At 55.6% G+C, this 25,175-nt stretch carries 18 protein-coding genes; 14 read left to right on the forward strand and 4 right to left on the reverse strand.

What is annotated here, in order from left to right; translation table 11 throughout:
• Positions 1 to 3: 3 nt before the first annotated feature.
• Positions 4 to 2,178, reverse strand: coding sequence for a catalase/peroxidase HPI (katG, locus tag JM93_RS09545; protein ID WP_145342722.1), 2,175 nt, complete (start codon positions 2,176 to 2,178; stop codon positions 4 to 6).
• A gap of 115 nt (positions 2,179 to 2,293) precedes the next feature.
• On the opposite strand from katG, the gene JM93_RS09550 reads away from it, so the two are divergent.
• The 6 genes from JM93_RS09550 (at position 2,294) to JM93_RS09575 (ending at position 7,849) form a co-directional block, all read left to right on the forward strand.
• Positions 2,294 to 3,223, forward strand: coding sequence for a hydrogen peroxide-inducible genes activator (locus JM93_RS09550; RefSeq protein ID WP_145342724.1), 930 nt, complete (start codon positions 2,294 to 2,296; stop codon positions 3,221 to 3,223).
• Positions 3,224 to 3,489: 266 nt separating this feature from the next.
• The gene (locus JM93_RS09555) at positions 3,490 to 4,743 is read left to right on the forward strand and encodes a KpsE/RkpR family capsule polysaccharide export protein (protein WP_145342726.1); all 1,254 of its coding nucleotides are present in this window, start codon (positions 3,490 to 3,492) and stop codon (positions 4,741 to 4,743) included.
• Complete coding sequence (locus JM93_RS09560) at positions 4,740 to 5,567, forward strand: ABC transporter permease (RefSeq protein WP_145342728.1); 828 nt, start codon at positions 4,740 to 4,742, stop codon at positions 5,565 to 5,567. The genes JM93_RS09555 and JM93_RS09560 overlap by 4 nt, the downstream gene beginning before the upstream one ends.
• Positions 5,564 to 6,211, forward strand: a complete 648-nt coding sequence (locus JM93_RS09565; RefSeq protein ID WP_145342730.1) for an ABC transporter ATP-binding protein — start codon at positions 5,564 to 5,566, stop codon at positions 6,209 to 6,211. Before JM93_RS09560 ends, JM93_RS09565 begins: the two co-directional genes overlap by 4 nt.
• 328 nt (positions 6,212 to 6,539) lie before the next feature.
• Positions 6,540 to 7,574, forward strand: a complete 1,035-nt coding sequence (locus JM93_RS09570) for a glycosyltransferase family 4 protein (protein ID WP_170230618.1) — start codon at positions 6,540 to 6,542, stop codon at positions 7,572 to 7,574.
• 47 nt (positions 7,575 to 7,621) lie between these two features.
• Positions 7,622 to 7,849 carry a DUF6447 family protein gene (locus tag JM93_RS09575; RefSeq protein ID WP_145342734.1) on the forward strand — a complete coding sequence of 76 codons (228 nt, stop codon included), beginning with the start codon at positions 7,622 to 7,624 and terminating at the stop codon, positions 7,847 to 7,849.
• A gap of 72 nt (positions 7,850 to 7,921) precedes the next feature.
• On the opposite strand, the gene JM93_RS09580 is transcribed toward JM93_RS09575, so the two are convergent.
• Complete coding sequence (locus JM93_RS09580; protein WP_145342736.1) at positions 7,922 to 10,144, reverse strand: glycosyltransferase family 4 protein; 2,223 nt, start codon at positions 10,142 to 10,144, stop codon at positions 7,922 to 7,924.
• Positions 10,145 to 10,808: 664 nt separating this feature from the next.
• Here JM93_RS09580 and JM93_RS21715 point away from each other — a divergent pair.
• The 4 genes from JM93_RS21715 to JM93_RS09600 all read left to right on the forward strand — a co-directional run bounded on the left by JM93_RS21715 (position 10,809) and on the right by JM93_RS09600 (position 17,393).
• Positions 10,809 to 13,973 carry a beta strand repeat-containing protein gene (locus JM93_RS21715; RefSeq protein ID WP_155197613.1) on the forward strand — a complete coding sequence of 1,055 codons (3,165 nt, stop codon included), beginning with the start codon at positions 10,809 to 10,811 and terminating at the stop codon, positions 13,971 to 13,973.
• Positions 13,974 to 14,289: 316 nt separating this feature from the next.
• Positions 14,290 to 15,960 carry a glycosyltransferase family 4 protein gene (locus tag JM93_RS09590; protein ID WP_145342738.1) on the forward strand — a complete coding sequence of 557 codons (1,671 nt, stop codon included), beginning with the start codon at positions 14,290 to 14,292 and terminating at the stop codon, positions 15,958 to 15,960.
• A 91-nt stretch (positions 15,961 to 16,051) separates the two neighbouring features.
• Positions 16,052 to 16,855 carry a SapC family protein gene (locus tag JM93_RS09595; RefSeq protein WP_145342740.1) on the forward strand — a complete coding sequence of 268 codons (804 nt, stop codon included), beginning with the start codon at positions 16,052 to 16,054 and terminating at the stop codon, positions 16,853 to 16,855.
• Between the two features lie 4 nt (positions 16,856 to 16,859).
• Positions 16,860 to 17,393 (forward strand): hypothetical protein, encoded by a 534-nt coding sequence (locus JM93_RS09600; RefSeq protein WP_145342742.1) that lies wholly within the window; start codon positions 16,860 to 16,862, stop codon positions 17,391 to 17,393.
• Positions 17,394 to 17,442: 49 nt separating this feature from the next.
• Here JM93_RS09600 and JM93_RS09605 read toward each other — a convergent pair whose 3' ends face one another.
• Complete coding sequence (locus JM93_RS09605) at positions 17,443 to 18,729, reverse strand: glycosyltransferase family 4 protein (protein WP_145342744.1); 1,287 nt, start codon at positions 18,727 to 18,729, stop codon at positions 17,443 to 17,445.
• Between the two features lie 13 nt (positions 18,730 to 18,742).
• Positions 18,743 to 19,744 carry a GDP-mannose 4,6-dehydratase gene (locus JM93_RS09610; RefSeq protein ID WP_145342746.1) on the reverse strand — a complete coding sequence of 334 codons (1,002 nt, stop codon included), beginning with the start codon at positions 19,742 to 19,744 and terminating at the stop codon, positions 18,743 to 18,745.
• Positions 19,745 to 20,044: 300 nt separating this feature from the next.
• Here JM93_RS09610 and JM93_RS09615 point away from each other — a divergent pair, with 300 nt between their 5' ends.
• The 4 genes from JM93_RS09615 (at position 20,045) to JM93_RS09630 (ending at position 25,137) form a co-directional block, all read left to right on the forward strand.
• A complete protein-coding gene (locus JM93_RS09615; RefSeq protein WP_145342748.1) occupies positions 20,045 to 20,353 on the forward strand; it encodes a helix-turn-helix domain-containing protein in 309 nt (102 codons plus the stop codon).
• Positions 20,354 to 20,382: 29 nt separating this feature from the next.
• Complete coding sequence (locus JM93_RS09620) at positions 20,383 to 21,816, forward strand: hypothetical protein (protein WP_145342750.1); 1,434 nt, start codon at positions 20,383 to 20,385, stop codon at positions 21,814 to 21,816.
• Between the two features lie 245 nt (positions 21,817 to 22,061).
• Complete coding sequence (locus JM93_RS09625) at positions 22,062 to 23,816, forward strand: type I secretion system permease/ATPase (protein WP_145342752.1); 1,755 nt, start codon at positions 22,062 to 22,064, stop codon at positions 23,814 to 23,816.
• 13 nt (positions 23,817 to 23,829) lie between these two features.
• Positions 23,830 to 25,137, forward strand: coding sequence for an HlyD family type I secretion periplasmic adaptor subunit (locus JM93_RS09630; RefSeq protein WP_170230620.1), 1,308 nt, complete (start codon positions 23,830 to 23,832; stop codon positions 25,135 to 25,137).
• Positions 25,138 to 25,175 lie beyond the last annotated feature (38 nt).

Consider the following 25,175-nt stretch of genomic DNA (forward strand, 5'->3'; position numbering starts at 1 on the left):
CTATTATGCGAGGTCAAACCGGTCGGCATTCATGACCTTGGTCCACGCTGCAACGAAATCGCGGACGAATTTCTCTGCATTGTCGTCCTGAGCGTACACTTCCGAATATGAGCGAAGGATCGAGTTCGATCCGAACACGAGATCGGCACTCGTGGCGGTCCACTTCACCGTGCCGGTTTCGCGATCGCGCACTTCATAAGTACCGTCGCCAACCGGATGCCAGCTGTTTGCCATATCCGTTAGATTAACGAAGAAGTCGTTTGTCAGCTGGCCCTCCCGGTCAGTAAAGACGCCATGTTTCTCGCCGCCGTAGTTGGTGCCAAGAACACGCATCCCGCCAACCAGTACAGTCATTTCCGGTGCCGTGAGGCCGAGAAGCTGGGCCCGGTCAAGCAGCATTTCCTCGGCAGAAACCGTATAGGCTTCTTTTTGCCAATTCCGGAACCCGTCTGCGAGCGGTTCGAGAACAGAGAAGCTATCTGCATCCGTCATTTCGTCCGTTGCATCGCCACGTCCCGGCGCAAACGGGACATCTACGTTGTAGCCTGCAGCCTTGATGGATTGTTCCAACCCAACATTGCCGGCCAACACGATTACGTCAGCCAGTGACGCGCCCGTTTCGGTAGCGATGGGCGAAAGGGCGCCGAGCACCTTTTGCAGGCGGTCAGGCTCGTTGCCTGCCCAGTCTTTTTGCGGAGCCAGGCGGATGCGCGCGCCATTCGCGCCGCCGCGCTTGTCCGAGCCGCGGAACGTGCGGGCGCTGTCCCATGCCGTTGCAATCAGCTCGGCGGCCGGAAGACCGGATGCCGCGATCTTGGCCTTTACAGCGTCCACATCATATTCGGTATTGCCGGCCGGGACCGGATCCTGCCAAACAAGATCCTCAGATGGCACGAACGGGCCGTAATAGTTGGACTTCGGGCCCATGTCGCGGTGGGTCAACTTGAACCAGGCGCGCGCAAAAGTGTCGGCAAGATAATCCGGATCCTTGTGGAACCGCTCGCAGATTTCACGGTAAATCGGATCCACCTTCATCGCCATATCGGCATCTGTCATCATCGGATTGTGCTTGATCGACGGGTCGGTCGCATCCGGCACTTTATCTTCCTCGGCGATGTCGATCGGCTCCCACTGCCATGCCCCTGCGCGGGATTTGACGGTTTGCCACTCGTATTTGAACAAGAGGTCCAGATATCCGTTATCCCATTTGGTTGGGTTGGACGTCCATGCGCCTTCCAGGCCAGAGGTGTGCTCAGTGTTTGCATTGCCGTCAAAGCCCGGGTCGGCCCAGCCAAAACCGGCCGCCTCGACACCAGCGGCTGCCGGCTCCGGCCCAACCTTGTCGGCAGCAACACCCCCATGCGCCTTGCCGACAGTGTGGCCGCCAACGGTCAGCGCTGCGGTTTCTTCATCATTCATTGCCATCCGGGCGAAGGTCATGCGGACATATTTTGCCGTTTCCGCTGGGTTCGGCGTGCCGTTAACACCTTCCGGGTTAACGTAGATCAGACCCATGTGAGACGCGGCCAGCGGGTTGTACATTGAGTTCGCGTCCGCCAAGTCATCAACACGCTCGTCGGTAGGCGCGAGAATTTCGGTGTCGCTGCCCCAGTTGATGTCGATTTCCGGGCCCCAGATGTCCTGACGGCCGAAGGCGAAGCCGAAGGTCTTCAGACCCATGTTCTGGTAGGCGACGGTCCCGGCCAGCACCAGCAGGTCGGCCCAGGAAAGCGCATTGCCATATTTTTTCTTAACCGGCCACAACAGGCGGCGCGCCTTGTCCAGGCTGGCATTGTCCGGCCACGAATTGAGCGGCTCGAACCGGATGTTGCCTGTGCCGGCGCCGCCGCGGCCGTCGCCTAGACGATAAGAGCCCGCGGCATGCCACGATAAACGGATGAACAGGCCGCCATAGTGCCCCCAATCGGCCGGCCACCACGCTTGGCTGTCGGTCAACAGCGCGTCAACGTCGTTCCAGACCCCCTGAAAGTCCAGACCCTTGACTGCATCGCGGTGATTGTAGCCAGGGTCCATCGGATTTGAACGCGCATCATGCTGGTGCAGGATGTCGAGGTTCAGGGAGTTTGGCCACCATTTCGTTGGATGATTGTTCAACGCTGTGTTGCCACCGTGATTGACGGGGCAACCGCCGAGTTTGTGTACATTTTGAACGTTCATGAGGGTCTCCGTTAGATGCGGGGGCACACGCTCGTGGCGCAGCCTGGAACTGTTCTAACCTGCGAGTTCGATAAATCCCAATTGAATCTTCTAACCGCAATGATAAGTTTTACAAATGATTGGTCTGACTCTTAAACACCTAAGATATTTTGACTCACTGGCCCGCCATGGGCATTTCGGGCGGGCGGCGCAGGCTTGCTCGATCTCCCAGCCGGCCTTGTCGCTGCAGATAAAAGAGCTGGAGGGCATGCTTGGTGCACCACTCGTGGAGCGAACGGCGCGCCAGATCCGTCTCACTCAATTCGGGACAGAAGTCGTGGAGCGTGCGCGCGCCATTCTAAGGTCCGTAGATGAACTGACGGACTTGGCGCGGGCCTCGCAGGACCGGCTGGTCGGGCGTTTGCGGATCGGAGTGATTCCTACAGTCGCGCCATATTTCTTGCCCGACGTGATTGGACGGCTGTCGCTCCATCACCCTGAGCTTGAGATCAGTGTGCGTGAAACCGTCACAACCCGTCTGATTGAAGACCTAAATGATGGCAGGCTTGATACAGCGATTGTTGCTCTGCCGGTTTCAGAGCCGGCCCTGGCGGAGGAAAAGCTCTTTGACGAGCACTTCGTTCTTGTTCGGCCAGGCGCGGATGCCGGCCAGCCTGTGCCAAGCCCGGAAGTACTAACCGAAATGCGGTTGTTGTTGCTCGAGGAAGGCCACTGCTTCCGTGATCAGGCCCTGTCTTTTTGCAATCTTCAGTCGGCTCCGCCGCGCGAGGTGTTGGACGCCAGTTCGCTTTCGACATTGGTTCAAATGGTTAGCGCAGGAATTGGAGTGACGCTTATCCCTGAAATGGCCGTGCCTGTCGAAACACGTTCGGCTTCGGTCTCAATTGCCCGGTTCAGCGATCCGCAGCCATCCAGAACAATTGGAATGGTCTGGCGCAAGACGAGCCCGCTGTCTGCACAGCTCATCGAACTGGCCGGCGAGCTACGTTCTGGGCCGGGCACAAAACAAAGGAACGGGATCGGTCGCTCGGTAAAGCAATCGTGACTGTGTTCAGATTGCAATAGTCGCCCGCCGGCTGTGCTGTTTGGCAGTTTTGGCATTACGGCTAGTGCGTAATTGCCTTAAACTGAAGATGTAGATAAAAGCACGGCTGCGTGTGACGCTGCATGATGCAAAGCTTTCTTGCCATGATCGGGCGCTGAGGAACCGGTGCCCAACATGTGCTCTGACACTTGCGGTGCCACATTTGAATGGTTAAACGAGAGCCATGCTGGCTAGATTAGCCGCTAAACAGATTTATAGGCCTTCGTATGGCAGTTACTGAAGAGCGTGACCCTTCAATGGTAAAATTAGAAGATCCCTCTCAGTTTAACAAACTGAAGCCGGTTGAGGGCAAGAAGCCTGCGAAACTACAGAAACTTGCATTTCCGCCATCCCAGTGGTCGGACATGGATGTGGATGATTGGAAAGCCAAATTTCGAATTGGCGGGTTTGGGTCTCTTTTCATCATTGTTTTTTTGCCAACCATCTTTGCAGCTCTGTATTTTTTCTTCATTGCTTCGGATCAGTATATCTCGGAAGCAAAGTTCCTGGTCCGGTCTTCCGATAAGCAACAGGTTGGCGGACTTGGAGCGCTGTTGCAGACCACGGGTTTGGGAACAGCGCCGGAAGAAACATTTTCTGTGATCGACTTTATGGGATCCCGAGATGGCTTGAAGGCGGTGGATGAGGCGCTTGATTACCGGTCGATGATGGGAGCTGATGGCATTGACTTCCTTGGGCGCTTTCCAAACCCCCTGAATGGCGACACTTTCGAAGGGATGTACGACCATTATCAGCGTCACGTAACCGCATTGCATAGCGCTTCAAGCGGGATTTCGGAGTTGGAAGTAAAGGGGTTTACTCCTTCAGACGCACAAAAAATCGCCTCAACACTTCTCGATGAGGGCGAAAAACTGGTCAACCGCATGAACCAGCGTGCCCGGGACGACTCACTAGAACTCGCCCGCCAGGAAGTGGCACTCGCTGAACAACGGGTGCTTGAAAACCAGCTTGAAATGAAAGCGTTTCGTGTTCGCGAAGGTATTGTTGACCCGCTAGCCGAATCCGAACAGGCGCTCGAGCTTATAACCGAGCTCAAAGGCGAACGTGCGAAAATTGAAACCGAGTTGAGCCTCACCAGCCAAGTTGCACCCGATAGCGTTAAAAACCGGATGCTTCAGGAGCAATTGTCTGCGATAAACAAACAGCTCGGATCAGAACAGCAAAAACTGATTAGCGAGAGTGGTTCACTCGTCGGAACCTACGCCGACTATGAAAAAATGGCTCTCGAAGCCGAGTTTGCATCGAAGGCACTTTTAACAGCTCAGGCAAACCTCGCCTCGGCCCGTGTTGAAGCCGGTAGAAAGCAGCTCTATCTCGAGCGGATCGTCGAGCCGAATGAACCCGATTATTCGAGGTACCCGAAGCGTTTCTTGTCAGTTCTCACCGTGCTGATGACGTGTTTCTTGATATATGCGATGATCTGGCTGCTTTACGTCAATGCCCGAGAGCATAAGCAATGACATTGAGCGTCTCCGACAATCTGGACAGCCGTATGAGCCGCAAAGAACGGTTTGTGGCTGGTTGCAAAGAGCAGAGCAGAGTCGTCGGTGCGCTGGTTATGCGCGAAATCCACACCCGGTTCGGCAGGGACAACATCGGGTTCGCTTGGATTATCATGGAACCGATAATGTTCTGCCTTGGCGTTATTGCAATGTGGTCGGTTCTCAAGTCAGAATCTCACATCGAGACCCCTATCGTACCGTTTCTATTATCCGGCTATATGCCTCTTTTGCTATATCGCCACTGTGTGATGCGTGCATTGAGATGTATGCAAGCCAATCTGGAGCTGATGTACCATCGACAGGTCACCATTTTTGCGATGTACATGGCGCGAATGGCGGTGGAAATTGTCGGAACCCTTGCGGCGTTTTTCATCACTGGGTTCATTTTCTTCATGTGGGGTTTCGTGGAAAAGCCCTACGACATGGGCCCAATTATTATTGGATGGCTACTATATGCTTGGTACTCGGTTGCGGTCGCTATCCTTATAGGAGCACTCAGCGAGCGCTCTGAAGTCGTTGAGAAAATATGGCATCCGATCTCTTACATCATGATCCCTCTTTCCGGCGCGTTCTACATGGTGGACTGGCTTCCTAAATCCGTGCATCACCTTATAGTCTTGTTTCCTCAAGTTAGCGCGGTCGAATACCTTCGGGGCGGCTATTTCGGGCCAAGCGTGCCGGTCTACCATAATCTTCCAGTGGCGATATATGTAACAGCGGTTCTAACCGTCCTAGGATTGTATTTCCTCAAAGATGCGCGTTCTTACGTCGAAGTCACATGATCAAAGTGATTGATTTGGTGAAGGAATACCACGTGGGCCATTCGCGCAAACGTGTGTTGAACGGCGTGAATTTCGAAGTGGCAAGAGGTGAGCGGTTTGCGGTCCTCGGGCGCAACGGGGCAGGCAAATCCACGCTGGTTCGCCTCCTCGGCGGCTTGGAGCATCCCACCTCCGGAGAGATAAGCCGCGGCATGTCATTGTCCTGGCCGCTTGGTCTAAACGGCGGGTTCCAGGGCAGCCTCACGGGCATAGACAACATGAAGTTCGTTGCTCGAATTTACGACAAGCCTTACCGTGATGTATTTGATTTTGTAGAGTATTTTTCAGAACTCGGATCCTATCTGGCCGAACCTGTTAAAACCTACTCTTCGGGTATGCGCGCACGTCTGGCGTTTGGTTTGTCACTTGCGATTGATTTTGACTGTTACCTCATCGACGAAGTGATTTTCGTTGGAGATCAGAGGTTCCACAGGAAGTGCCGCGAAGAGATTTTTGAAAAACGCGCCGATCGTTCTTTGTTACTCGTTTCGCACGATGCCAACATCTTGAACGAATACTGCAACGGTGCGCTAATCCTGCATAATGGTCGTTCCAAAGTGTTCGAAGATGTCCCGTTGGCACTCGATATCTACAACTCACTTTGAGCGCATGCGTGCTTTCAAATTTTGGTTCGCGATTGGCTTTTCGGGACGCCGGTCAAACGACCATCTCAGTCTGCTGGACTTTTATGTGTGCCTCATTCTGTAGGGCGTTTTTATGTCGGCTGTCAGCTCCTCAATCCCAACGTTCTATTTGGATATCAGCAGGCTGGAGCGGCGGCTCGGCCGCTCATCGCCTACCGGTGTCGACCGCGTTATTTTTGCCTACGCGCGCTGGTTCTTGGAAACCTGTCCAGATCGTGTTGTGTTTGTGAGGCGGTTGGGAGGCAGGCTGATCGAGTATCAGCGGCACCGTGCTGAGCAGATCCTGAAAATGACCGGTGGGAACTGGGACACTGGCACAAATCAAACGCAATCTACAAGTAGGCACCTGACTGGCCTCGTTGAACTTGTAGCTAGCTGTATTCCTCGAAAAAACGGTTCGCCCAGTGCCACTCGGGTATTCCTGTCGCTCGATCACAATGGCCTGGAACGCGCAGGAGCGGTTCGTCAGTTGTATCGAACCGGAGATTGGAAAATTGTTATATTTATTCATGATCTTATACCACTGACACACCCCGAATACGTGGTGCCCGCAACAGCGCCAGCGCATCGGCAGCGGCTCAAGACAATTTCAGAATGTGCAGACTTGGTTATTTGTAATTCGCGGTATACGGACCGCATGCTTCACGAATATCTTGGGGCAGAGGACCTGCGCATTCCACCATCATTGGTTGCTCATCTCGGAGTAGAATGCCACTGGCGAGACGATGCCGCATCCACCAAGTCCGAGAAACCCTATTTTGTAGTTCTTGGAACGATAGAGGGGCGCAAAAACCATCTGATGATTTTGAACGTCTGGCGCAATCTCACCAACCAACTCGGCGATAAAGCGCCTCATCTTCATGTGGTTGGACGGCGCGGTTGGGAGGCGGAAAGCGTTTTCGACATGCTCGACCGAAGTGAAGCGCTGCGCGGCAAGGTCCACGAGCATTCAAGTTTGTCAGACGCAAAGCTCTCTTCGCTGATTGCTGGAGCGCGTGCGCTTTTGTTCCCATCCTTTGTTGAAGGATATGGGTTGCCGCTGGTCGAGGCACTCCAATCCGGAATTCCCGCGATCGTTTCTGACATTGACGTCTTTCGCGAGATTGCGGGCGACACTCCCGAATATGTCGATTGCCTCGACGGACCTGGTTGGGCTGACCGCATCGCCGAGTATTCTTTGCCGGCTTCTCATGATCGTGCCAGGCAATTGAAACGGCTCTCATCCTTCAAAGCTGCTTCGTGGAGCAATCATTTCAGTGCTGTAAAAGCTGGATTCTCCGCCCACCTTTTCGTCACATTTGACAATCAGGAAGCGCTCAAATAATCCGCAGCCAGACACATCAACTTCCGATCTGTAGAAAGGGAAACAAAATGTCGAGCCCGATGCCTCCTGAAAAAACCGAACAGCCGCTTGATATTACCATAGATGGCAAGACCTACAAGATTGCCGACCTGTCCGCTGAAGCGCAGAACCAGATCCGCAACATCCAGGAAGTTGACCGCAAAACCGTCGCAGCTCAAAACGAGATCAAGGCGCTTCAGACGTGGCGGACGGTTCACAGTCACTCTTTGAATGAAGAACTGAAAAAGATGGAGTGACCCGGACTTGGTCGAAGCGAGTGGCAAGCAATGCCTGCTGCTCGCACGTCCGTTGCCGGCCGGTCTGAGCAACTAGGATTTTTTCAGCGCGCCGGCATCCGCTTTGATCCTGTTAAAGTGCGAGAAAGAAGCCTCTCGAACTGGGCTTCCCGTGCTCAATGAGCTCACCCCAATGCCGACAGGGCGCAATCTGCTGTCTCTAGGGACTTCACCGGTTAAACGCATTTCAAAGCTTGCAACGCCGGTCTCGGGATCGAGTGGGACTGTAAGATAGACCGAGCTCTGGCCACTGGTCAGCCTGAACCGTCCCAAAAACACGCTGCCGTTGTGAAATTCGATCTCGAACGATGCTGAGGCGTCTTTCGTGCGGACGATATCCAATTGAAACGGGATATACCGGGCGGATTCAGCGGGCTCTTCGTCGGCGCCGGCCTCCCGACAGCGCACGTTGAAACGTGCCGAGCGTCCGACGAGCCATTTTATCTGATGGTCATCCCAGTACCATGTCTCGTCGAAAGCGAAATCGGCTGCGGCGAGCGCTTGAATGGCGTCCAGGTCCGTAATCGCCAGAGAGTTTTCAAAGCCGTAGCCTAAGCCGGCCGGCAGGACGGCCGCTGCTCCCGGGCCCGGCAGCGGTCCAGTTTCGTTCAGTCGCGCGATGTGCGCCGTCATGTTGTTCAGCAAGTCTTGCGCGACATCCCGCCACAAAACGGCTTTGAATTCCTTGGCGATGCGATCGCGCCGTTCGGCGAGTGCGCCTTCTTCGAAAATCAGTGTTTCAAACAGGTCGGTACCGGCAGCAATGTTGTCGGGGTCGATATAGTCGACAAAGTCCCCGGCAACTTCCGGCATGGATGTGCTGTTGGAGGCAACGCACGGTGTCCCGAAGGCAAGGCTCTCGCCGATGGGCAGGCCCCATCCTTCCGCATGGCTGGGAAAGACCGTGAACCGGGCGTGGCTGTAAAGAAGAGCGAGATCGGAATCGCTAATGCCATTCATGATCCGCAATTTGCCCGATAAAAAACCGGTATCCTCGAATGCTTCCAGCGTGTCGTCGATCCGCCATCCCGGCCGGCCGACAAACACGAGGTCGGGCAGATCTTCCGCCGGATGTTTTTTCATCAGCCGTTGCCAGGCGCGGAACAGATACATGTGGTTCTTGCGCGCCTCCAGCGTCGAGACGAACAAGACATACGGTGTGTCCAGCAGGGCATTCACGGCGTCGCTGGCGTGTTTCCGGTCCGGCGCTGCCGGCATTTCATGCGCCAGCCGGGCGGTGGAAACGGGCGCAAGCTGCGGGACCCGGTCTTGGAACACCCGCACAAGCTCTTCACCGGAATAATCCGAGATGGTGAAAATGAAGTCGGCCAGCGTCAGAAAATGGAACAGGCATCTGGTGAAATTCGCCACAAGCGCGGGTGCGCAGAACTCGGGGTGCGTGATCGGTATGATGTCATAGATATAGACACCGATATGGACGCCGCGCTGCTTGAGCCCGGCATAAATGCCATGGGCGTCGGGCAGCATCCAGAACGCACCGGCAACGAACACCGTATCACCGGCAACGGGGCGGTAGGGTTCGGCGCTTGTCTCTGCAGTCTGCAGCAGCGCTTTCAATCGGCCATGGTCGGCGCCGTGTCCGCGCAACACATCGCAAAGCTCCAGGATGAGGCTGGTGTCGACGAGGTAATAGGCCCGGCTGCCCTCGTCGAGATAGGACACTTTCAGGCCCGCATGGCCCGTCCGGAGCAGGTTTTCGGTCATGGCCAGCTGCACCCGCTGAATCCCGGAAACGGTCGCATGGTCCTTCAGGAACTTGAAGACGTCCGACAGGTCGATCAGCAGGGACGCGGCGGCATCCGGCATGCGTGCGCTGCCGGTGGGGGCGGGAAACACGCCGAGTGCGCCGAGCTCCCGGAACGCATCGCGCGAATCGGGCGCAAGCTCCAGCGCGCGCCGGTAAAACGTCTCGGCGGCATCGTAGTCGCGCATTTTTTTCATCAGATGCCCGGCCATCAGGGCCGTATCGGCATTGTCGGGTTCCAGCGCGAAGGCTTTTTCATAGGCCTCGCGCGCGGCGTCATAAAGCGCGCTTTCCTTCAGCATGTTGCCAAGCTGCACCCAGATGCCTGCGGCATCCGGCCGGGCCTCCACATAGTCGGAATACCCCCGGGCGGCCAGCGCCCAGTCTCCCAGATCGCGCGCAGCGTCTGCCTCGCGCAGGATCGATTGCAGCCGCCTTTGTTCCGGGCTGAGCTTCTTTTTAAAGCGGAACGGACCGAACGAGCGCAACATCAGCTTCCTTGATCAAGGTGGTCACAAGAAACCGCGCGGGGCGGCTGCCGGCCTTGTGGGATAGGCGGGGCTGTCAGGTCCATACGACCGGCACGGACAGAACGCAATTGCCAAGTTTGCCGTGACCCGGTCCGCCAGCCCCCACAGGAGCCCCCACAGGCGCCTCCGCCGGCAAAACCTGTGGCGCATCTGCAACATCAGCCGCGCAAAGACCGCGGGCGGGCCCGCACTGGCCTGCGGGCTCAAAACCGTGCAACCTGCTCAAATTATTGACACAAGTACGGATGTTTCCCCCGGGCCGCCTGACAGATTTTACCGTTTCGCAGCTGCGAAATCACCGCAAGCCGGCGGACTTTTCACACAAACCGAAGCTGATCAAGTCATTGAAGAGACTTATGAATATCCGCAATCACCGCGTGCTGCGCAGTGCGGGTCAATCGGCCTCTTGAAACTGTGTGTAATTTACTATACACCTTCGCCGCATCGGATGAATCGACGCTTGGTCGATGCTGGGGTCACCGAAACCGTTGACGGACCACAAGGTTCCGCCAGCACGTAGGGGTTGAAACTCTTGTATCGGGCAAATAAGAACTCCGACCAGCGGGGGCTCGTAAGGTCTACGGCGCTCGTTTGCAATATGCACATTTCGAAGGACTTATGAGATATGACTACGTCCGCAACAGTTACCCAATATTACAACAACGTGCTTCAGCGCGACCCGAGCTCCTCTGAGCTGTCCAGCTGGGTTGCCCTGATCGATTCTGGCGCAGTCACTGCTGCCCAGGCGCTCGACGCCGTTGTTACCTCCACAGAAGCACAGACGTTTGCTGCGCAGGTCGTCCGCATCTACCAGGCCGCTTTCGGCCGCGTGCCGGACACCACAGGCATCAACGGCTGGGTTGACGGCCTTGCTGATGGATCCGTCACGACGACAGACCTGGCATCCGGCTTCACCCTCTCCGCGGAATGGTCTGCGCGTTATGGCGGCACCGAAGTCAACACCGCGACCCTGACCGCGCTGTACCAGAACGTCCTCGGCCGTTCCCCGTCCGGCGCAGAAGTCGACGCCTGGATCGCAACTGGCCAGACCATCGACCAGATCCTGCTCGGCTTTGCCAACTCCGCAGAATTCCAGAACAACATTTCCACCACCGTCAACACGCTGCTGACGACGGCTGGCAACACCGCCACCGCCGACATCGCAACCGTATATGACGGCACAACGTCGCTTGGAACGGGTGTCACCGGGGAAACTTTTGCACTGACCACAGGCGTTGACAATATCGTGGGCACGTCTGCCGGCGACGTGATCAATGGTTTCATCAACACAACAACAGGTTCGACCGACACGACTTTCAGCGGTGCTGACACAATTGATGGTGCTGGCGGTACGGACAGCTTCAATCTCACAGTTTCGGGTGCCAATGCTGCTGGTGCGCTTCCGGGCGCGACCATTACGAATGTTGAGCAATTCTTTATTCGTGACATCAACACATCCGGCGCGTCGGATTACGACTTCGGCACGATTGCTGGTGAAACTCAAGTCTGGAATGACCGCTCTACCCAAAACGTGGATTTCCAAAATGTTGGCACCGGCGCTGCTATTGGCCTGAAAGGCGATGGCTCAACCGAGCTTGGCCTGACTGAGTTCGACTATGCCACCGCGGGTGATGCCGTAACGATCGCCCTTGATGGCGGTGTGCAAGCAGACGCTGATACCGATGTCACGGCAACAGCTGGCACGGCTGAATCTGCCACGATCACATCGACTGGTGGTGCAAACGAAGTTGACGTCGTCACCTTGGCCGGCGGTGCAACGATCGAGTCCCTGACTATTGCTGCGACGACAAACTTGAGCCTTGGTGCCGGTGTTGCTGGCGACCAGGTCGCAATCGCTAATGGTGCGATCGAAGCGGGTGCTTCGCTGACCGTCACTGGCGCGGGCGCAGTTGATCTTGAGACACTTGCAGCCAATTTTGACAGTGTTGACGCGTCCGGCAACACCGGCGGTGTCACCGTTGGCCTCGACGCTGAAACCGATACTACCTTTACCGGCGGTGCAGGCAATGACAGTGTATTCACGGGCGCAGTCCTTGGCACAAACGGTTCTGCGAACGGGGGCGATGGAACGGACACTCTGACCGTTACAGACACCACCCACCTGAACTCAACTACGCTTGGTGGCCGTTATACCAATTTTGAAACCCTTGGTGTGACAGACGGCGTTGCAGTTGATCTCGACAACATCTCAGGCATTACAGCCGTTGAGATGGCGGATGGCGCCGGCACCACCCAATTGACCGACATGTCCGCGACGCAAGCAGCGGCAGTCACCCTGTCGGCGCTGACCGGTGCCGCAACTTTCGGCATCAAGAACGCAGGCAATGTTGGTCAGCTGGATACCTTGTCCGTCACTGTGACAGATGGTGATACGACGACCAGCGAAGCAGCAGTCACAACGCAGGGTGACCTGACGGTTGCTGATGTTGAGACCATTAACTTCACTCTGGTTGATGATCTTGAACTCGCTACAGTTGCGAACATGAATGAGTTCACATCACTCACCATCTCCGGAGCCGGCGATGCCGGCATCTACACGGATGGTACCGGTGTTGTGTTGAACGCATCCATGGATGCGAGCAGCTCAACCGGTACGGTGAAGTTGTCCGCTGCAGAGGCAACCGGCAACGGTATGGCCTTGACCGGCGGTGCTGGTAACGATCAGCTGATCGGTTCTGCGCAAGTGGACAACATCACTGGCAATGCTGGCAATGATACCCTTCAGGCTGGCGCAAGCGAGGACATCCTTAGCGGGGGTGCTGGCAACGACGTCATCGATGGCGGCGCTGGCAACGACACCATGACCGGCGGTGATGGCACAGACAACTTCGTTGTAGACGTCAACGGCCTCACGACGGTTGATGTGATCACCGACATGGTGCTGGGTACGGACAACTTCGTTGTGAATGCTGCACCGGGTTCGGTGACAGGCACTGTGACTGCGGCAACAGGTGCAAGCCTTGCAGCAGCTGCCGCAAATGCGGGTACCACGATTGGTGCAAACACGGCAGGTATCTTCACATACGACGGCAGTTCCTACCTGTTGATCAACGACGGCACGGCAGGCACGATCGCTGCGACCGATACCATCGTGAACATCACGGGCTACACGGGTACCCTGTCCGCAGATGACTTTGTCACCACCGGCGTGACGCTCACAACCACTGCGAACGGCACGGAAACCGTGACCGGAACAGTGGCTGCAGATACCATCACGGGCGGTACTGGGGATGACACCATCACAGGCGGTGCTGGTGCGGATACCATCGACGGTGGTACTGGTAGCGATGATATCGTTTACAGTGCAGATTCTGATGCTGGCACGGCGGGAACGCTTGCGGAAGCCCAGGGCGATACCGTGACATTCGTAGTTGCTGACGATGAAATTTCCCTTATCGGCGATTTCCTCACAGGCGAACTCACCGGTACTGCCGCGGATGCTGTTAACTTGATTGCTAATGCCGGTGGTGTCGATCTTGATGACGGTGGTACAGGTAATGACACAGTCCAGCTCATTGCAGGCGACGCGGCTAATACAGCAGCCAAGGCGGATTTGTTCGATCTGGCGGATTTGAATGCTGCGATTGGTACCATCTCGAATGGCACAGCAGGTGACGAGCGTATCCTGGCATTCACATCTGTGGATGGTAATACCGTGGTGTACAAGTACACAGACGATGGTAATGACGCAGCAATTGAGGCGGCTGAGCTTCAGGTTCTCGGTACGTTTAACGTAGCGTTGACTGCGGCTGACTTTACGTTCGCCTGATTGCATCACAGCGTGATAAAACATAGAGAAAGCCCCCAATACGGGGGCTTTCTTACTTTCAACGTTCACATTGATGCATGCAATTTCAAAAGCCCTTATCTAAACACAAACTTGCCAGAGCGCATCAATTGGGAAACCACCAAATTGGATCTGGGCCGGCCCGGGCGGCGGCTGGTGTGGGACGTGCCGATCCGGCGCAGCAAACCTTAAACCCGGGCAAATTACGGGCATGATTCACGGCTTTCGGGCCGCAGATCCTCAACGTATCCGGATTATACAAATATCTTGCTTCTATATACTCGGAGAGGAATTGTAATTGCCAGCAATTTTCTTTGACCCTGAGGGGTACAAAAGGAGTTCCGAAGCGGTCCTCGGGCGAAGGGTTGCCGGCGAGGGGTTCTTGAGAGCGTTGAGGTCTTATTCCTCAGAGTCGCGTTTGCACTTTTACTTACCGCGTGCGCTTTCCATTCGCGAGCGGGATTGGCTTCTCGACTCGATCGGCACGACCACAGAGGTGGTTTTTCTCACGGCAAAAGACAAAAGCCACTTGGCCAATGCAGGCGGTCTCTTTTTCCCTGGCCCCAATTTGACTGAGCTGAGCCGCAACCGTGCCAATATGCAAGCCGCTGCTTGGCCAATTTCTGGCGTCACCCACACAACCGCATCCGCGCGCGTCATAGATGAGTTGACCGGTATGATCACAGCCCCGGTGCAGCCGTGGGATGCCCTGATCTGCACATCCCAAGCCGTCAAAAGCAACGTGGAGCGGCTGATGCAGGCCGAGGTCGACCGGCTGAAAGACCGGCTCGGCATCCAAAAACTGGTTCTGCCCCGGTTGCCGGTGATCCCCTTGGGCATCCACCCGGATGATTTTCAATTTCCGGATGAAGACCGCGCGGCTGCGCGTCTCGCGCTTGGCGCGGGCGAAAACACCCGTGTCGTGGTGTTTGTTGGGCGTTTGTCCTTCCACGCCAAGGCCAATCCACTGGCCATGTATCAGGCGCTCGAGCGCGCTGCAAAAACCCTTCGGGACGGCGAAGACGTTGTGCTTGTCGAATGCGGCTGGCACGCCAATGACGGGCAGAAAGCAGCCTTTGAAGCCGCAGCCAAGCTGGCCTGTCCCTCTGTTCGTGTTGTGACGCTGGACGGCCGCGTCGAAGACGAGCGCAACCGCGCCTGGGCGGCCGCCGATGTCTTTTGTTCGCTCTCCGACAACATCCAGGAAACTTTTGGGATCACCCCGATCGAGGCCATGGCGGCAGGTCTACCCGTCGTCGTGTCGGACTGGGATGGCTACAAGGAAACGGTCCGGGACGGCGTCGACGGCTTCCGCATTCCAACCCTCATGCCGGCTCCGGGCCTTGCCGGCGATCTCGCCATGCGGCACGGGCTGGAACTCGACACCTATGACATGTATTGCGGCCAGACATCGGCCCTGATCGCGGTTGATATAGACAGAACCGCTGATGCATTTTCCCGGTTGTTTGCTTCTGAAGACCTCCGGCGCCAGATGGGGGCGGCGGGCCGTCAGCGCGCGCGGGACGTTTATGACTGGAAGCACATTATTCCGGTCTACGAGCAGCTCTGGAACGAACTCGACGCGATCCGGAAAAGCGAAGGTCCAAAACTCAAACCGTCGCCCATTCCGTGGCCCGCGCGGCCAGATCCGTTTCATGCCTTTGCCGCTTATCCGACCACCGTTCTTGGTGACAACACGGTCCTGGAATTGGCGTTTGCGTCGCCGGGTATCGCGATGGATCGCATCGGCGAGTTGATGGGCCTGCTGATGGTCAACTACACCCCGCTTGTAATCCCCTCTGAAGCCGAGCTGGACCATATTCTGCAGCAGGCAGCAGCCGGGCCAAAGCCTGCCCTGGCACTGGTTCAGGATCTGCCCGATGACCGCAAGGCGTTCGCCTTCCGGGGTCTTGCCTGGCTGGTCAAGATCGGGATTTTGAAGGTGTCCGCGTTCAAAGTGGCGGGATGAGTTCCCATCTCACCCGATACAACACTGGAAACGGCGGCGGGAACCGGTTACACCGGCGCCTTACCTCCTGCCATTTTCGAAGGACAGTTTCATGGTCGCCATTCAGCCGATCTCGCGCGAACGCCACGCACCGAAACGCTGGGCCCGGTTTCAAAATTACAATTTTGCCAGGGAAGAGGCGATCGCGCCGATTGTGGCGGCCGAGTTTCCCAAGGCCGTGCATGCCTTTCCGGTCGGCTTCCTGAAAGACGGCGATGCGTTCTATCCCGTTGCCGTGCTTGGCATCGAGCGGGGCAAGAACCTTTATGTCGGTCCGGACGGCAAGTGGATCGGCGGCTATACGCCCGCGATCCTGCGCGGCTATCCGTTCCGCATCGGCCAGACCGAAGACGGCAACCAGCTCCTGTGCATTGATGAAGACAGCGGCCTTGTCACCGACGGCCCCGAGGGCGAGCCGTTTTTTGCCGAAGATGGCAGCCTGTCGCCGGAAATTTCCAAGATCCTCGACTTTCTGGGCCAGACCCACCAGAACCGCCAGGCGACCCTGAAAGTCTGTGCCCTGCTGGCGCAGAAAAAGCTGATCACCGAATGGCCGATCACCGTGCGCACCGCCGATGGCGACCAGACGCTGGACGGGCTGTACCGGGTCGACGAAGCGGCTTTGAACGCGCTGCCGGCCGATGCATTCGAAGAGGTCCGCCAGGCCGGCGCCTTGCCGCTGATCTATGCCCAGCTTCTGTCAATGCAGCACATGGCGCTGCTTGGCCGGCTCGCAGAGGCGCATGCACAGCGCGCTGCGCTGATGTCCCGCGAAACGCCGCAGGTGCCAGACCTGACCAAATCCCTGACCAACAGCGACACCATCGACTGGTCGAAATTCGGGATCGAGGGCTGACAGCATGGGTGCGACCGGAATGGATCTGAGCACGACACGGGTTCTCACCCGTTTGACGACACAATTCGACAGCATCGAGGACCGCATCAGGCTGTCGGGCGAGACATCGACCGGGCCGGTCGTGCTCTGGCTGACCCAGCGGCTTGCCCGGCGGGCGATGCCGGCCTTGCTCAACTGGCTGGAAAAGCAGACGTCAGACGCGCCGATGCCCGAGCTGCAGCAGGAAATGGCCCAGCAGGCGGCAGAAAGCCGGATGACACCGCAGGAGCCGGTCATGACCGGCGCCGAAAACGCCGCCGAGGCAATGCTGGTTTACGAGATAGATCTCGGTTTTGGTGAAGAGGGCGCCCGGATCTGTTTCAAGGACCGGGCCGGGCGGTCGCTTGTGCTCGGCCTCGACCGGCTGCAGCTGCGCCAATGGCTTGGAATTGTCCGGAACACTTTTCAAAAAGCCGAATGGACCTTGGACGAATGGCCGGAGTGGAGCCGCACCAGCGGCAAGCAGGACGCCACGGTGACGCCGGCCATCCTGCATTAGGTCCTCTTCCGCGGCCGTGCCCTTTCGCCCGGCCGCACAGGGGGCGCTGCTAGGCCAGCTTGGCGTAAAGGTCCTTGAGCCGCTCTTTGTAGCGCTCCTGCGAAAATTTGTCCGCCTGGCCGATCCCCCTTTGGCGGAGCTCGTCCACGAGCCTGTCATCCTTGTCGATCTGCAAGATGCCATCGCGGATGCTCTTGATGTCCACCGGGTTGACCATCACCGCCGCATCGCCCGCGACCTCGGTCAGGGACGAGCCTTTGGACGTGAGCACCGTCGTCCCGAGCGCCATGGCTTCAAGGGCGGGCAGTCCAAACCCCTCATAAAGCGAGGGAAACAAAACCGCCCGCGCGCCCTTGATCAGGCTGATCAGGAACTCATAGGGCAAATAGCCGAGCGGAATGATCCCGCTGCCGTCCGGCCGCAACGGGTTGTCCTTGATCATCTGCTTTTCGGCCTTGTTCTGCCAGCCGCCGGAGGACACGATCACAAGAGGCCGCTTCACGCGCGAACTCAGATAGGCCTCGATCAACCGGCGCAGGTTTTTCTTCGGTTCGATGGCGCCGTAGAACAGGTAGTAGTCATTGGGTTGAACGCCGAAAATGCCGCTGACTTCGTCGGCGACTTCGTCCGGCTTTTTGTTTTTTGCGGCCGGAGGCAGCGCGACAGCCTGGTATGTGTTGGTGACACGGTCCTCCTCAACCCCGAGAATTCGAATGATGTCGTTGCGGGACTGCTCGGACACGGTAACGATATGATCCGCCTTCTTGGCGATTTCCTTGAAGATGCGAAACGTACGGCGCCGGTTTTCCAGAGTCGCATAGGGAAGGATGAGCGGAACCAGATCGTGAATGGTATAGATGTTCGCCGATTTCTTGACCGTCACCGGAAGTTGAAATGTAAAATGCGCAATATCCGGCGGCGTATCGAAGCGCAGCGGATAGAAGCGCTTCCGGGTTCTGAAATGATGGCCGGCGCGGGCATAGAGATACTTCGCAATGTATCTTGTATCCACACTGGTCATCCGGTTCCGGATTGGTTCTTCGAAAAGATAACTTTCCTCGGGAAGCTTGATTGTGCGCCCGCTATTGTGGAGGCGTGTGGCGGACTCGATCGCCTGCCTGATATCCGTGTTGGCAGGAACGAGTTTTTCCATGTCTTCGAAAAGAATAGATTTCGCAAGACGCAGATCCTTGGGAACCGGTCCGTGAAAGTCATAGATCAGTTCGGGTGTGTAGCCCATTTCCGAAACGGTTTTAATGAGCGCTCTTGCATAGGTGGCAACCCCGGTGCCGGTCGGCAGCACGATGTTGTACGTGTCGTAGAGAATGCGTGTCATAGGCGCGGTCTGATCACTTTTTCTGTCGGATTTCGGCTCGTTGTGCGTCCAAAATGTCCGTCAGCAACGCGTTTAGCGGGATTTGGGGTTTCCAGCCGGTGGCTTTTTCCAATGCTCGCATAGATATTTGGGTTCGGGGCACATCCACCTTTCGCAGTTTGTCCGGATCGACCTCGATTGCGATGTCCTGCCCACTGATGGATATCAGCTGCTCGAGCATATTTTTCAGCCGAATGGGTTGGCCGGAGCTAATATTGTAGCGGGTCACGCCTGAAATGGTGTCTTGCGTTCCCAAGAGCAGGCAATACGCCCGTACAACATCGTCCACATGCAGGAAGTCGCGTTCGACATCCAAATTACCGACCAAAATGCGCTTCGGATAAGATTGCGCAACCTCAAGCTCCGCGATTTGTGACGCAAAGTCCGGCAGCACGAATGTTGCCGGTTGCCCTGGGCCGCTGTGATTGGTTGGCCGGACGATGATGGCTTTCCCACGGTCTGAAAAAACGTCCTCGATGAGATGCTCACAAGCCAACTTCGACCTCGCATAGGCGTTTTGCGGGTTCGGTACGGTGCTTTCGTCGACCTCGCCCGCCTGAAACGCTTTGCCGTATACCTCCACCGTACTGGAAAACACCAGGAGCGCCTCCGGAGTAAGCTGTCGAATTGCCTCCACGAGGTTCAGTGTTGAGTTAAAGTTTACGTTCCAAGTGTCCGTAGTGCCCGACCCAAAGGAGCGTTTCACGGAGGACTGTGCAGCGAGATGAACTACATTTGTTGGCTGGAAGTCTTTGACCAATTGGTGAACAGCAGGAGGATCCAGAAGGTTGCAACTCGCCATACGAACGCCGTTGGCCGCGTCATCATTTGACCGCAATGGTGGTAACAACGACAGGCCAAGGATCACATCTGAGGCGGCTTTTCCTGCTGCCATGGTCTGCAGCAGACGCTGTCCGACAAAGCCACTCGCGCCCGTTATGAGTATGCGCCTAGCCGCAGAAGGCGATTGGGTCATCAATTGGATCCTGAAGGAGGAGAGCTGATGCTCGGCTGCTTAGTAAATTATCGCCAACTTGTCCATGCGTAGGAAAATCGTTTCTTCTCAGTTGTATGCCGATGCTTGGCGTGAATGATTGCCGGTCAAATCAACTCCGCGATAACGAATGTGTAAAACATGTGCCATATCGGCGGATTTGCTTGATGTCTCTTTAAGTGGCAGCCGTATAGCATTTACTTTCATACCGGTGTGCTTTATAGAAGTTATATGACAATTTAGACGCCGCAGAAGCCGGCAACGAAGCAGTGAGATCGCACAATGGCAAAGATTGCTGGCGCCCAGGCACGTGAGTCTGATCACGATATGGCAGCTCTTAGAAAATCCGCGGGTGAATGGCTAAAAGGTTTGCGGGAAGAAAGTGGACTTTCTCAAACCGAACTGGCGGAACGGGTAGGTGTCGACTACTACTCATTCATCTCACAGATCGAAAACGGCCGGGGCCGTATTCCGTCAGGGCGTTTCGCAAAATGGGCCGACGCACTTGGTGTTGACCGCCGGGTGTTCACGAAAGAAATCTTGCGTTACTACGATCCCTGTGTTCATGAGTTGCTGTTTGACGCTGCCTGATCACTCTATTGATATTGGATTTTGATTGAATGTCTTTAATTTCCTTCGCATTTGCTAAATCGCAACGTGCCGAAGCTGGAGACTGGTCACAGCAAGAGCTTGGGGAGATCTATCGCGTCCTACGCCTCTTGCAGCAATCAGGGCTTTCCATTGAAATTGACCGCGGTGTAACCGATCTCAATGAGCCGTGGTGTGTGTATTTTGATCCCGATGTCGACGATGTGTTCCTTCACATAGCTCGGCTGTCGGGCGAATATCTTTTCGTGAGCGATCAGCTCGGCCTCAAAGTAGCGGCTGCTACGTTCCGTGCGGCGTCTGCGAAATTCGAGTCAGCCATCAACAATGAACTGCGGAACAATGAGCGTAGAGGCGGCAACGTCATCGCTCATCCAGCGTCGCAGCTAATGTATTCACTGGCAGCCATTTTCCTCATTGTAAAAACGAAATCTGCTGACGCAGCCGCAACTGGTGCTGATGAAATACAAAGAGATGCGGCCGATTTTGTAAAAGTGCGGGCAATCCTTAATCGCTTGCAAGAGGCTTCGGATAACCCTCTCTTGGTCGCGGCAATGATTAGCGCGATCGTGTTATCGACGTCTTCGGTTGGGACGCTTGAAGTGCCGGATATCGATGAACAGCTGCTGTCTGGAACATTGACAGATGGTTCTGAACATTCGGGCGATGCCACGCAGTCAATCGACAGCAATGAGCATGATCACGTTACGCTGGCTGCTTCTGAGGCGCTGCCTGACGTCCGCAAACTCGCGGAAGATGAAGCGGAACAGGTCGCAGAGGATGAAACCGGTCTTCACATTAACATCAATGCGCACGAGATTGGCGTTATTGCAGACTACGGTATGAGCGGTGAGGTCGAGATCGCCGGGCTGGAAAAAGACCCAGCAGGGGAGTCAAACACGGCAACGCTGGCAATTGAGGACCAAAGTCTTGCGGACGAGGCACTTGAGCTTAACGGTTCGGGCGCCTATTCGCCCAGTGAGCAGCCGAGCTTTCAGGAATTCATCGTAAAAGCGTTCCAAACCGACAGTTATGTGGTCTTGGACACTGATGTAACGGATCTGTCTGAATTTACGGCATTGGCTATGTCGGCCGACGCCGACGAGTTGGCGCCGATCTTGTTGGCTTCCACCTCGGACGATGCTGGATTTGCAAATGAGGTGGAGACCTCGCCGGAAATTGCGCAACGCACGGGAGAGATATCAAGTGCCCCAGTCATGCCGAGCGATCCTTGGGGTGGGCTGGCAGATTGGGCAGTTGCGACTGTTAAGGCGTTTGGCGACGTGGATGTTTTCACCTACGGCCAAGGCAAGCTGTTGATCGTGGATGCTGATGTGAAATACATGAGTGGTGCAGACTTGGCGTTTGTATCCGCTGATGTGAGCGACGGCGGTTCTATTGCACTTATAGGTGGAAGAGACGTTATCAATGCTCACTATGCGGCGTAATGCTGCGCACTTTGTAGCAATGGCGGGTTTGCCTCATTTACGGCAATTATAAACGCTAGTTTTTGGAAACAAGAAAGGACGTGATGTCGATTGCATCACGTCCTTTCTTCCATTAGACAACCATTGGTGTCGCGGCTAGCCGCCTTAAAAGTGCGCTGTACTGAAATTCGGCCTAGAGCCGCTATCAAAGTCAAGTCGGTGCGCGTTGCGTCTGCCCTGGAAAAAATGAAAGACACGAAAGAGAAATGGGTCCTCAAACGCCACTTCGTATTGCGCTGAAAAAGTTCCGCTCAATTCTTGGAACAACAGTCGTATTCAGTTTCTTCATCAACCTTTTGATGTTTATCGGTCCGCTTTACATGTTGCAGGTTTATGACCGCGTGTTGGCGAGCCGGAACGAAACCACCCTTCTTATGCTGACGGTCATTGCATGTGCGCTGTTGGCCATTTACGGCATTTTGGAGTTCGTCCGTTCACGCCTGCTGGTACGGGCCGGAATCCAGTTCGACGAAGTGCTTGCACAGCCTTTGTTTCATCGGGTTCTCAAAGGCACTTTGCAGACTCCTGGCAGCAACACTGCGTTCGCGCTTGGCGACATTGACAAGCTAAGAGAATTTTTGACCGGTAACGGCCTTCTCGCCATCCTCGATGCGCCTTGGGTACCAATTTTTCTGGCGGTTTGTTTCGTATTCCACCCACTCTTGGGGTTCGTCGCGACAACCGGCGCCGTTCTGATTTTCATTCTGGCCTTAGCGAATGAATTTTCGACCAGCAAGACTTTGCGTGAGGCAGGAATGGCATCGCAGACTGCCAGCCACTTTGCTTCAACAACCTTGCAAAACGCCGAAGTGATCAAAGCGCTTGGTATGGAGAGCGCCCTTCGCGAAAAATGGCAAGACAAGCATCGTGACGTCCTCTCGCTGCAGGCGAAAGCCAGTGATCGCGCGGGCGTTGTCATGTCGATGTCAAAATTTGTACGCATGGCTCTGCAGGTGTTTATCTTGGGTGCCGGTGCGTATCTCGTGCTTCAAAATGAAGTGTCGCCAGGTATTATGATCGCTGCTTCTATCATGATGGGCCGGGCTCTTGCGCCTGTGGAACAAGCCGTTGCTCATTGGAAGCAGGTTGTTGCAGCACGTTCAGCATATAGCCGATTGGACAGTCTTTTCGATAAGGTAAAAGCTGATCCAGAACGAACTGATCTGCCCGCTCCCACGGGAGACGTGAATGTTGAGGGGCTTGTCTCGGTTATCCCGGGCACTCGCAATACGGTACTAAACGGTGTGACGTTCGCTCTTGCTCCGGGGGAAGTGTTGGCCGTTATCGGGCCAAGTGGTGCCGGTAAATCCAGCCTCGTTCGTCACCTCGTGGGCGTGTGGAGCGCCATAAACGGCACTGTGCGACTCGATGGTGCGGAACTCGTCCACTGGGATCCGGAGCGTTTGGCACAGTATATTGGTTATCTGCCACAGGATGTGGAGCTTTTCTCCGGAACAATATCGGAGAATATTGCGCGCTTTCAGCTCGATCGTGACGAAGATGTCGTTGCTGCCGCAAAAAAAGCCGGAGTACACGAGATGATCCTCGAGCTTTCGGATGGTTATGATACCCAGATTGGGGAAGGCGGGCGCCAGCTATCAGGTGGCCAAAGGCAACGGGTGGGATTGGCGCGGGCCATGTTTGGCGACCCGAAAATGATTGTGCTTGATGAGCCAAACTCCAATCTGGATTCGTCCGGTGAAGAGGCGCTCATGGGAGCGATCCAATCAATGAAAGAATCCGGGTCCACGGTCATTTTCGTCAGCCATAAGGCAAACCTGCTTGCGCTTTCGGAGAAGGTGTTGGTGTTGAACAAAGGTCGGGTCCAAGCTTTCGGACCGACGCAACAGATCATGCAGCCTTCCGCAAAATCGGCGCAAATTGATGGTAACACGCACAGTCAGAAGCAGACAGCGTTAGCGTCCAACACTACGGGTGCACTTCAGGGGTCAAATGGGTAAGCAACAGGACAGCATGAGTTCGCAAGATAAGACGAAAGACTTTTCTCCAAAGCCTTTCATTATTGGCGGATATCTCACCATTTTCATAACTTTCGGCGTCCTTGGCGGATGGGCGGCGACTGCGCCTTTGGACAGCGCGGTCATTGCACCTGGCGTCTTAAGCGTCGAAAGCTCGAAGAAAATTGTCGATCACCTCGAAGGCGGTATTGTTAAGGAAATCCTCGTCGACGATTCAGATACCGTGAAAGCTGGTGATGTTTTGGTCCGGCTGAGTGAAATCAAGTCCCAAGCGAACGCTTCGATGGTCGATACGCGCTACATGATCGCTCGCGCTGAACTTGCTCGCTTGGAAACCGAACGCGCCAATGAGGCGGAACTGGTTTTTCCCGAGGACTTGATGGCATCAGACGATGTCCGCATCAAATATGCGATGAAAACCCAGCAAGACCTATTCCGTGATCGCGTCTCCGTGCGCAACAGCCAGATCAGTATTCTGGATTCTAAAGTTGCCCAGCTGAAGAACCAAATCTCAGGCCTTGAGTTGCAAAGAGATGCGGCGAAACAGGAAATCGATTTGATCGCGGAAGAAGTTGAGCGGCTGCAGGATGGTACGAACAAAGGTGTTGTATCAACCAACCGGCTGTCTTCTTTGAGGCGCGAGCAAGCCCAGTTGACCGGTGCGTTCGGGCGTCTGGTTTCGGACATTGCCAGGGTGAACGAGAGCATTGGCGAAACCGAACTCGAAATCGTCCGCATCCGTCAAAGTTTCAGTGAGCGCGCGGCAACAGAGCTCGGTGAGGTACGTCAAGAACTTGCCGAACTGGAAGAACAGCAGGTCGTTGCAGCCGACGTCTTGGATCGGACTGAAATCCGGGCTCAAGTTGATGGCATTGTCCAGAACATGCAGGTCCACACAATCGGCGGCGTAATCAAACCCGGTGCTCCGATCATGGAAATCGTGCCAACCGACGATGAAATCGTGATCAATGCCAATATTCGGACCTTAGATATCGACAATATCTACCCTGGGCTTGAAGCAGAGGTTCGGTTGTCGGCGTTTACAAGCCGGTACCTGCCCAGCATTTTTGGGAAAATAGCGTATGTTTCGCCGGACACAATTCAACCGACCAATCAAAATGAGCAGCCTTATTACCTAGCTCGAATCGTCGTACCGGACAGCGAAATACCGGAAGAGGTCTTGGGAAAATTGACGCCGGGTATGCCCGCTGAGATTATCATTCCAACTGGCGAACGGACCGTCGTGGAGTACTTGGTTCAACCGCTTGAGGATGCTGTAAGAAATAGCATGCGTGAAGAATAACAACATTCGGAGCTGAAAAACGCCCTCCTGACTGGTCG

The sequence above is a fragment of the Roseibium hamelinense genome, from assembly GCF_007830545.1.
In the GTDB taxonomy this organism is placed as follows: Bacteria; Pseudomonadota; Alphaproteobacteria; order Rhizobiales; family Stappiaceae; genus Roseibium; species Roseibium hamelinense.

Excerpts from the sequence above, each read along its gene's own strand:
- JM93_RS09580 (WP_145342736.1), bottom strand. The coding sequence starts at position 10,144 with ATGTTGCGCTCGTTCGGTCCGTTCCGCTTTAAAAAGAAGCTCAGCCCG.
- JM93_RS09570 (WP_170230618.1), top strand. The coding sequence starts at position 6,540 with ATGACCGGTGGGAACTGGGACACTGGCACAAATCAAACGCAATCTACA.
- JM93_RS09555 (WP_145342726.1), top strand. The coding sequence starts at position 3,490 with ATGGCAGTTACTGAAGAGCGTGACCCTTCAATGGTAAAATTAGAAGAT.
- JM93_RS09600 (WP_145342742.1), top strand. The coding sequence starts at position 16,860 with ATGGGTGCGACCGGAATGGATCTGAGCACGACACGGGTTCTCACCCGT.
- JM93_RS09605 (WP_145342744.1), bottom strand. The coding sequence starts at position 18,729 with ATGACACGCATTCTCTACGACACGTACAACATCGTGCTGCCGACCGGC.
- JM93_RS09625 (WP_145342752.1), top strand. The coding sequence starts at position 22,062 with ATGGGTCCTCAAACGCCACTTCGTATTGCGCTGAAAAAGTTCCGCTCA.
- JM93_RS09610 (WP_145342746.1), bottom strand. The coding sequence starts at position 19,744 with ATGACCCAATCGCCTTCTGCGGCTAGGCGCATACTCATAACGGGCGCG.
- JM93_RS09630 (WP_170230620.1), top strand. The coding sequence starts at position 23,830 with ATGAGTTCGCAAGATAAGACGAAAGACTTTTCTCCAAAGCCTTTCATT.
- JM93_RS09560 (WP_145342728.1), top strand. The coding sequence starts at position 4,740 with ATGACATTGAGCGTCTCCGACAATCTGGACAGCCGTATGAGCCGCAAA.
- JM93_RS21715 (WP_155197613.1), top strand. The coding sequence starts at position 10,809 with ATGACTACGTCCGCAACAGTTACCCAATATTACAACAACGTGCTTCAG.
- JM93_RS09565 (WP_145342730.1), top strand. The coding sequence starts at position 5,564 with ATGATCAAAGTGATTGATTTGGTGAAGGAATACCACGTGGGCCATTCG.
- JM93_RS09595 (WP_145342740.1), top strand. The coding sequence starts at position 16,052 with ATGGTCGCCATTCAGCCGATCTCGCGCGAACGCCACGCACCGAAACGC.
- JM93_RS09550 (WP_145342724.1), top strand. The coding sequence starts at position 2,294 with ATGATTGGTCTGACTCTTAAACACCTAAGATATTTTGACTCACTGGCC.
- katG (WP_145342722.1), bottom strand. The coding sequence starts at position 2,178 with ATGAACGTTCAAAATGTACACAAACTCGGCGGTTGCCCCGTCAATCAC.
- JM93_RS09620 (WP_145342750.1), top strand. The coding sequence starts at position 20,383 with ATGTCTTTAATTTCCTTCGCATTTGCTAAATCGCAACGTGCCGAAGCT.
- JM93_RS09615 (WP_145342748.1), top strand. The coding sequence starts at position 20,045 with ATGGCAAAGATTGCTGGCGCCCAGGCACGTGAGTCTGATCACGATATG.
- JM93_RS09575 (WP_145342734.1), top strand. The coding sequence starts at position 7,622 with ATGTCGAGCCCGATGCCTCCTGAAAAAACCGAACAGCCGCTTGATATT.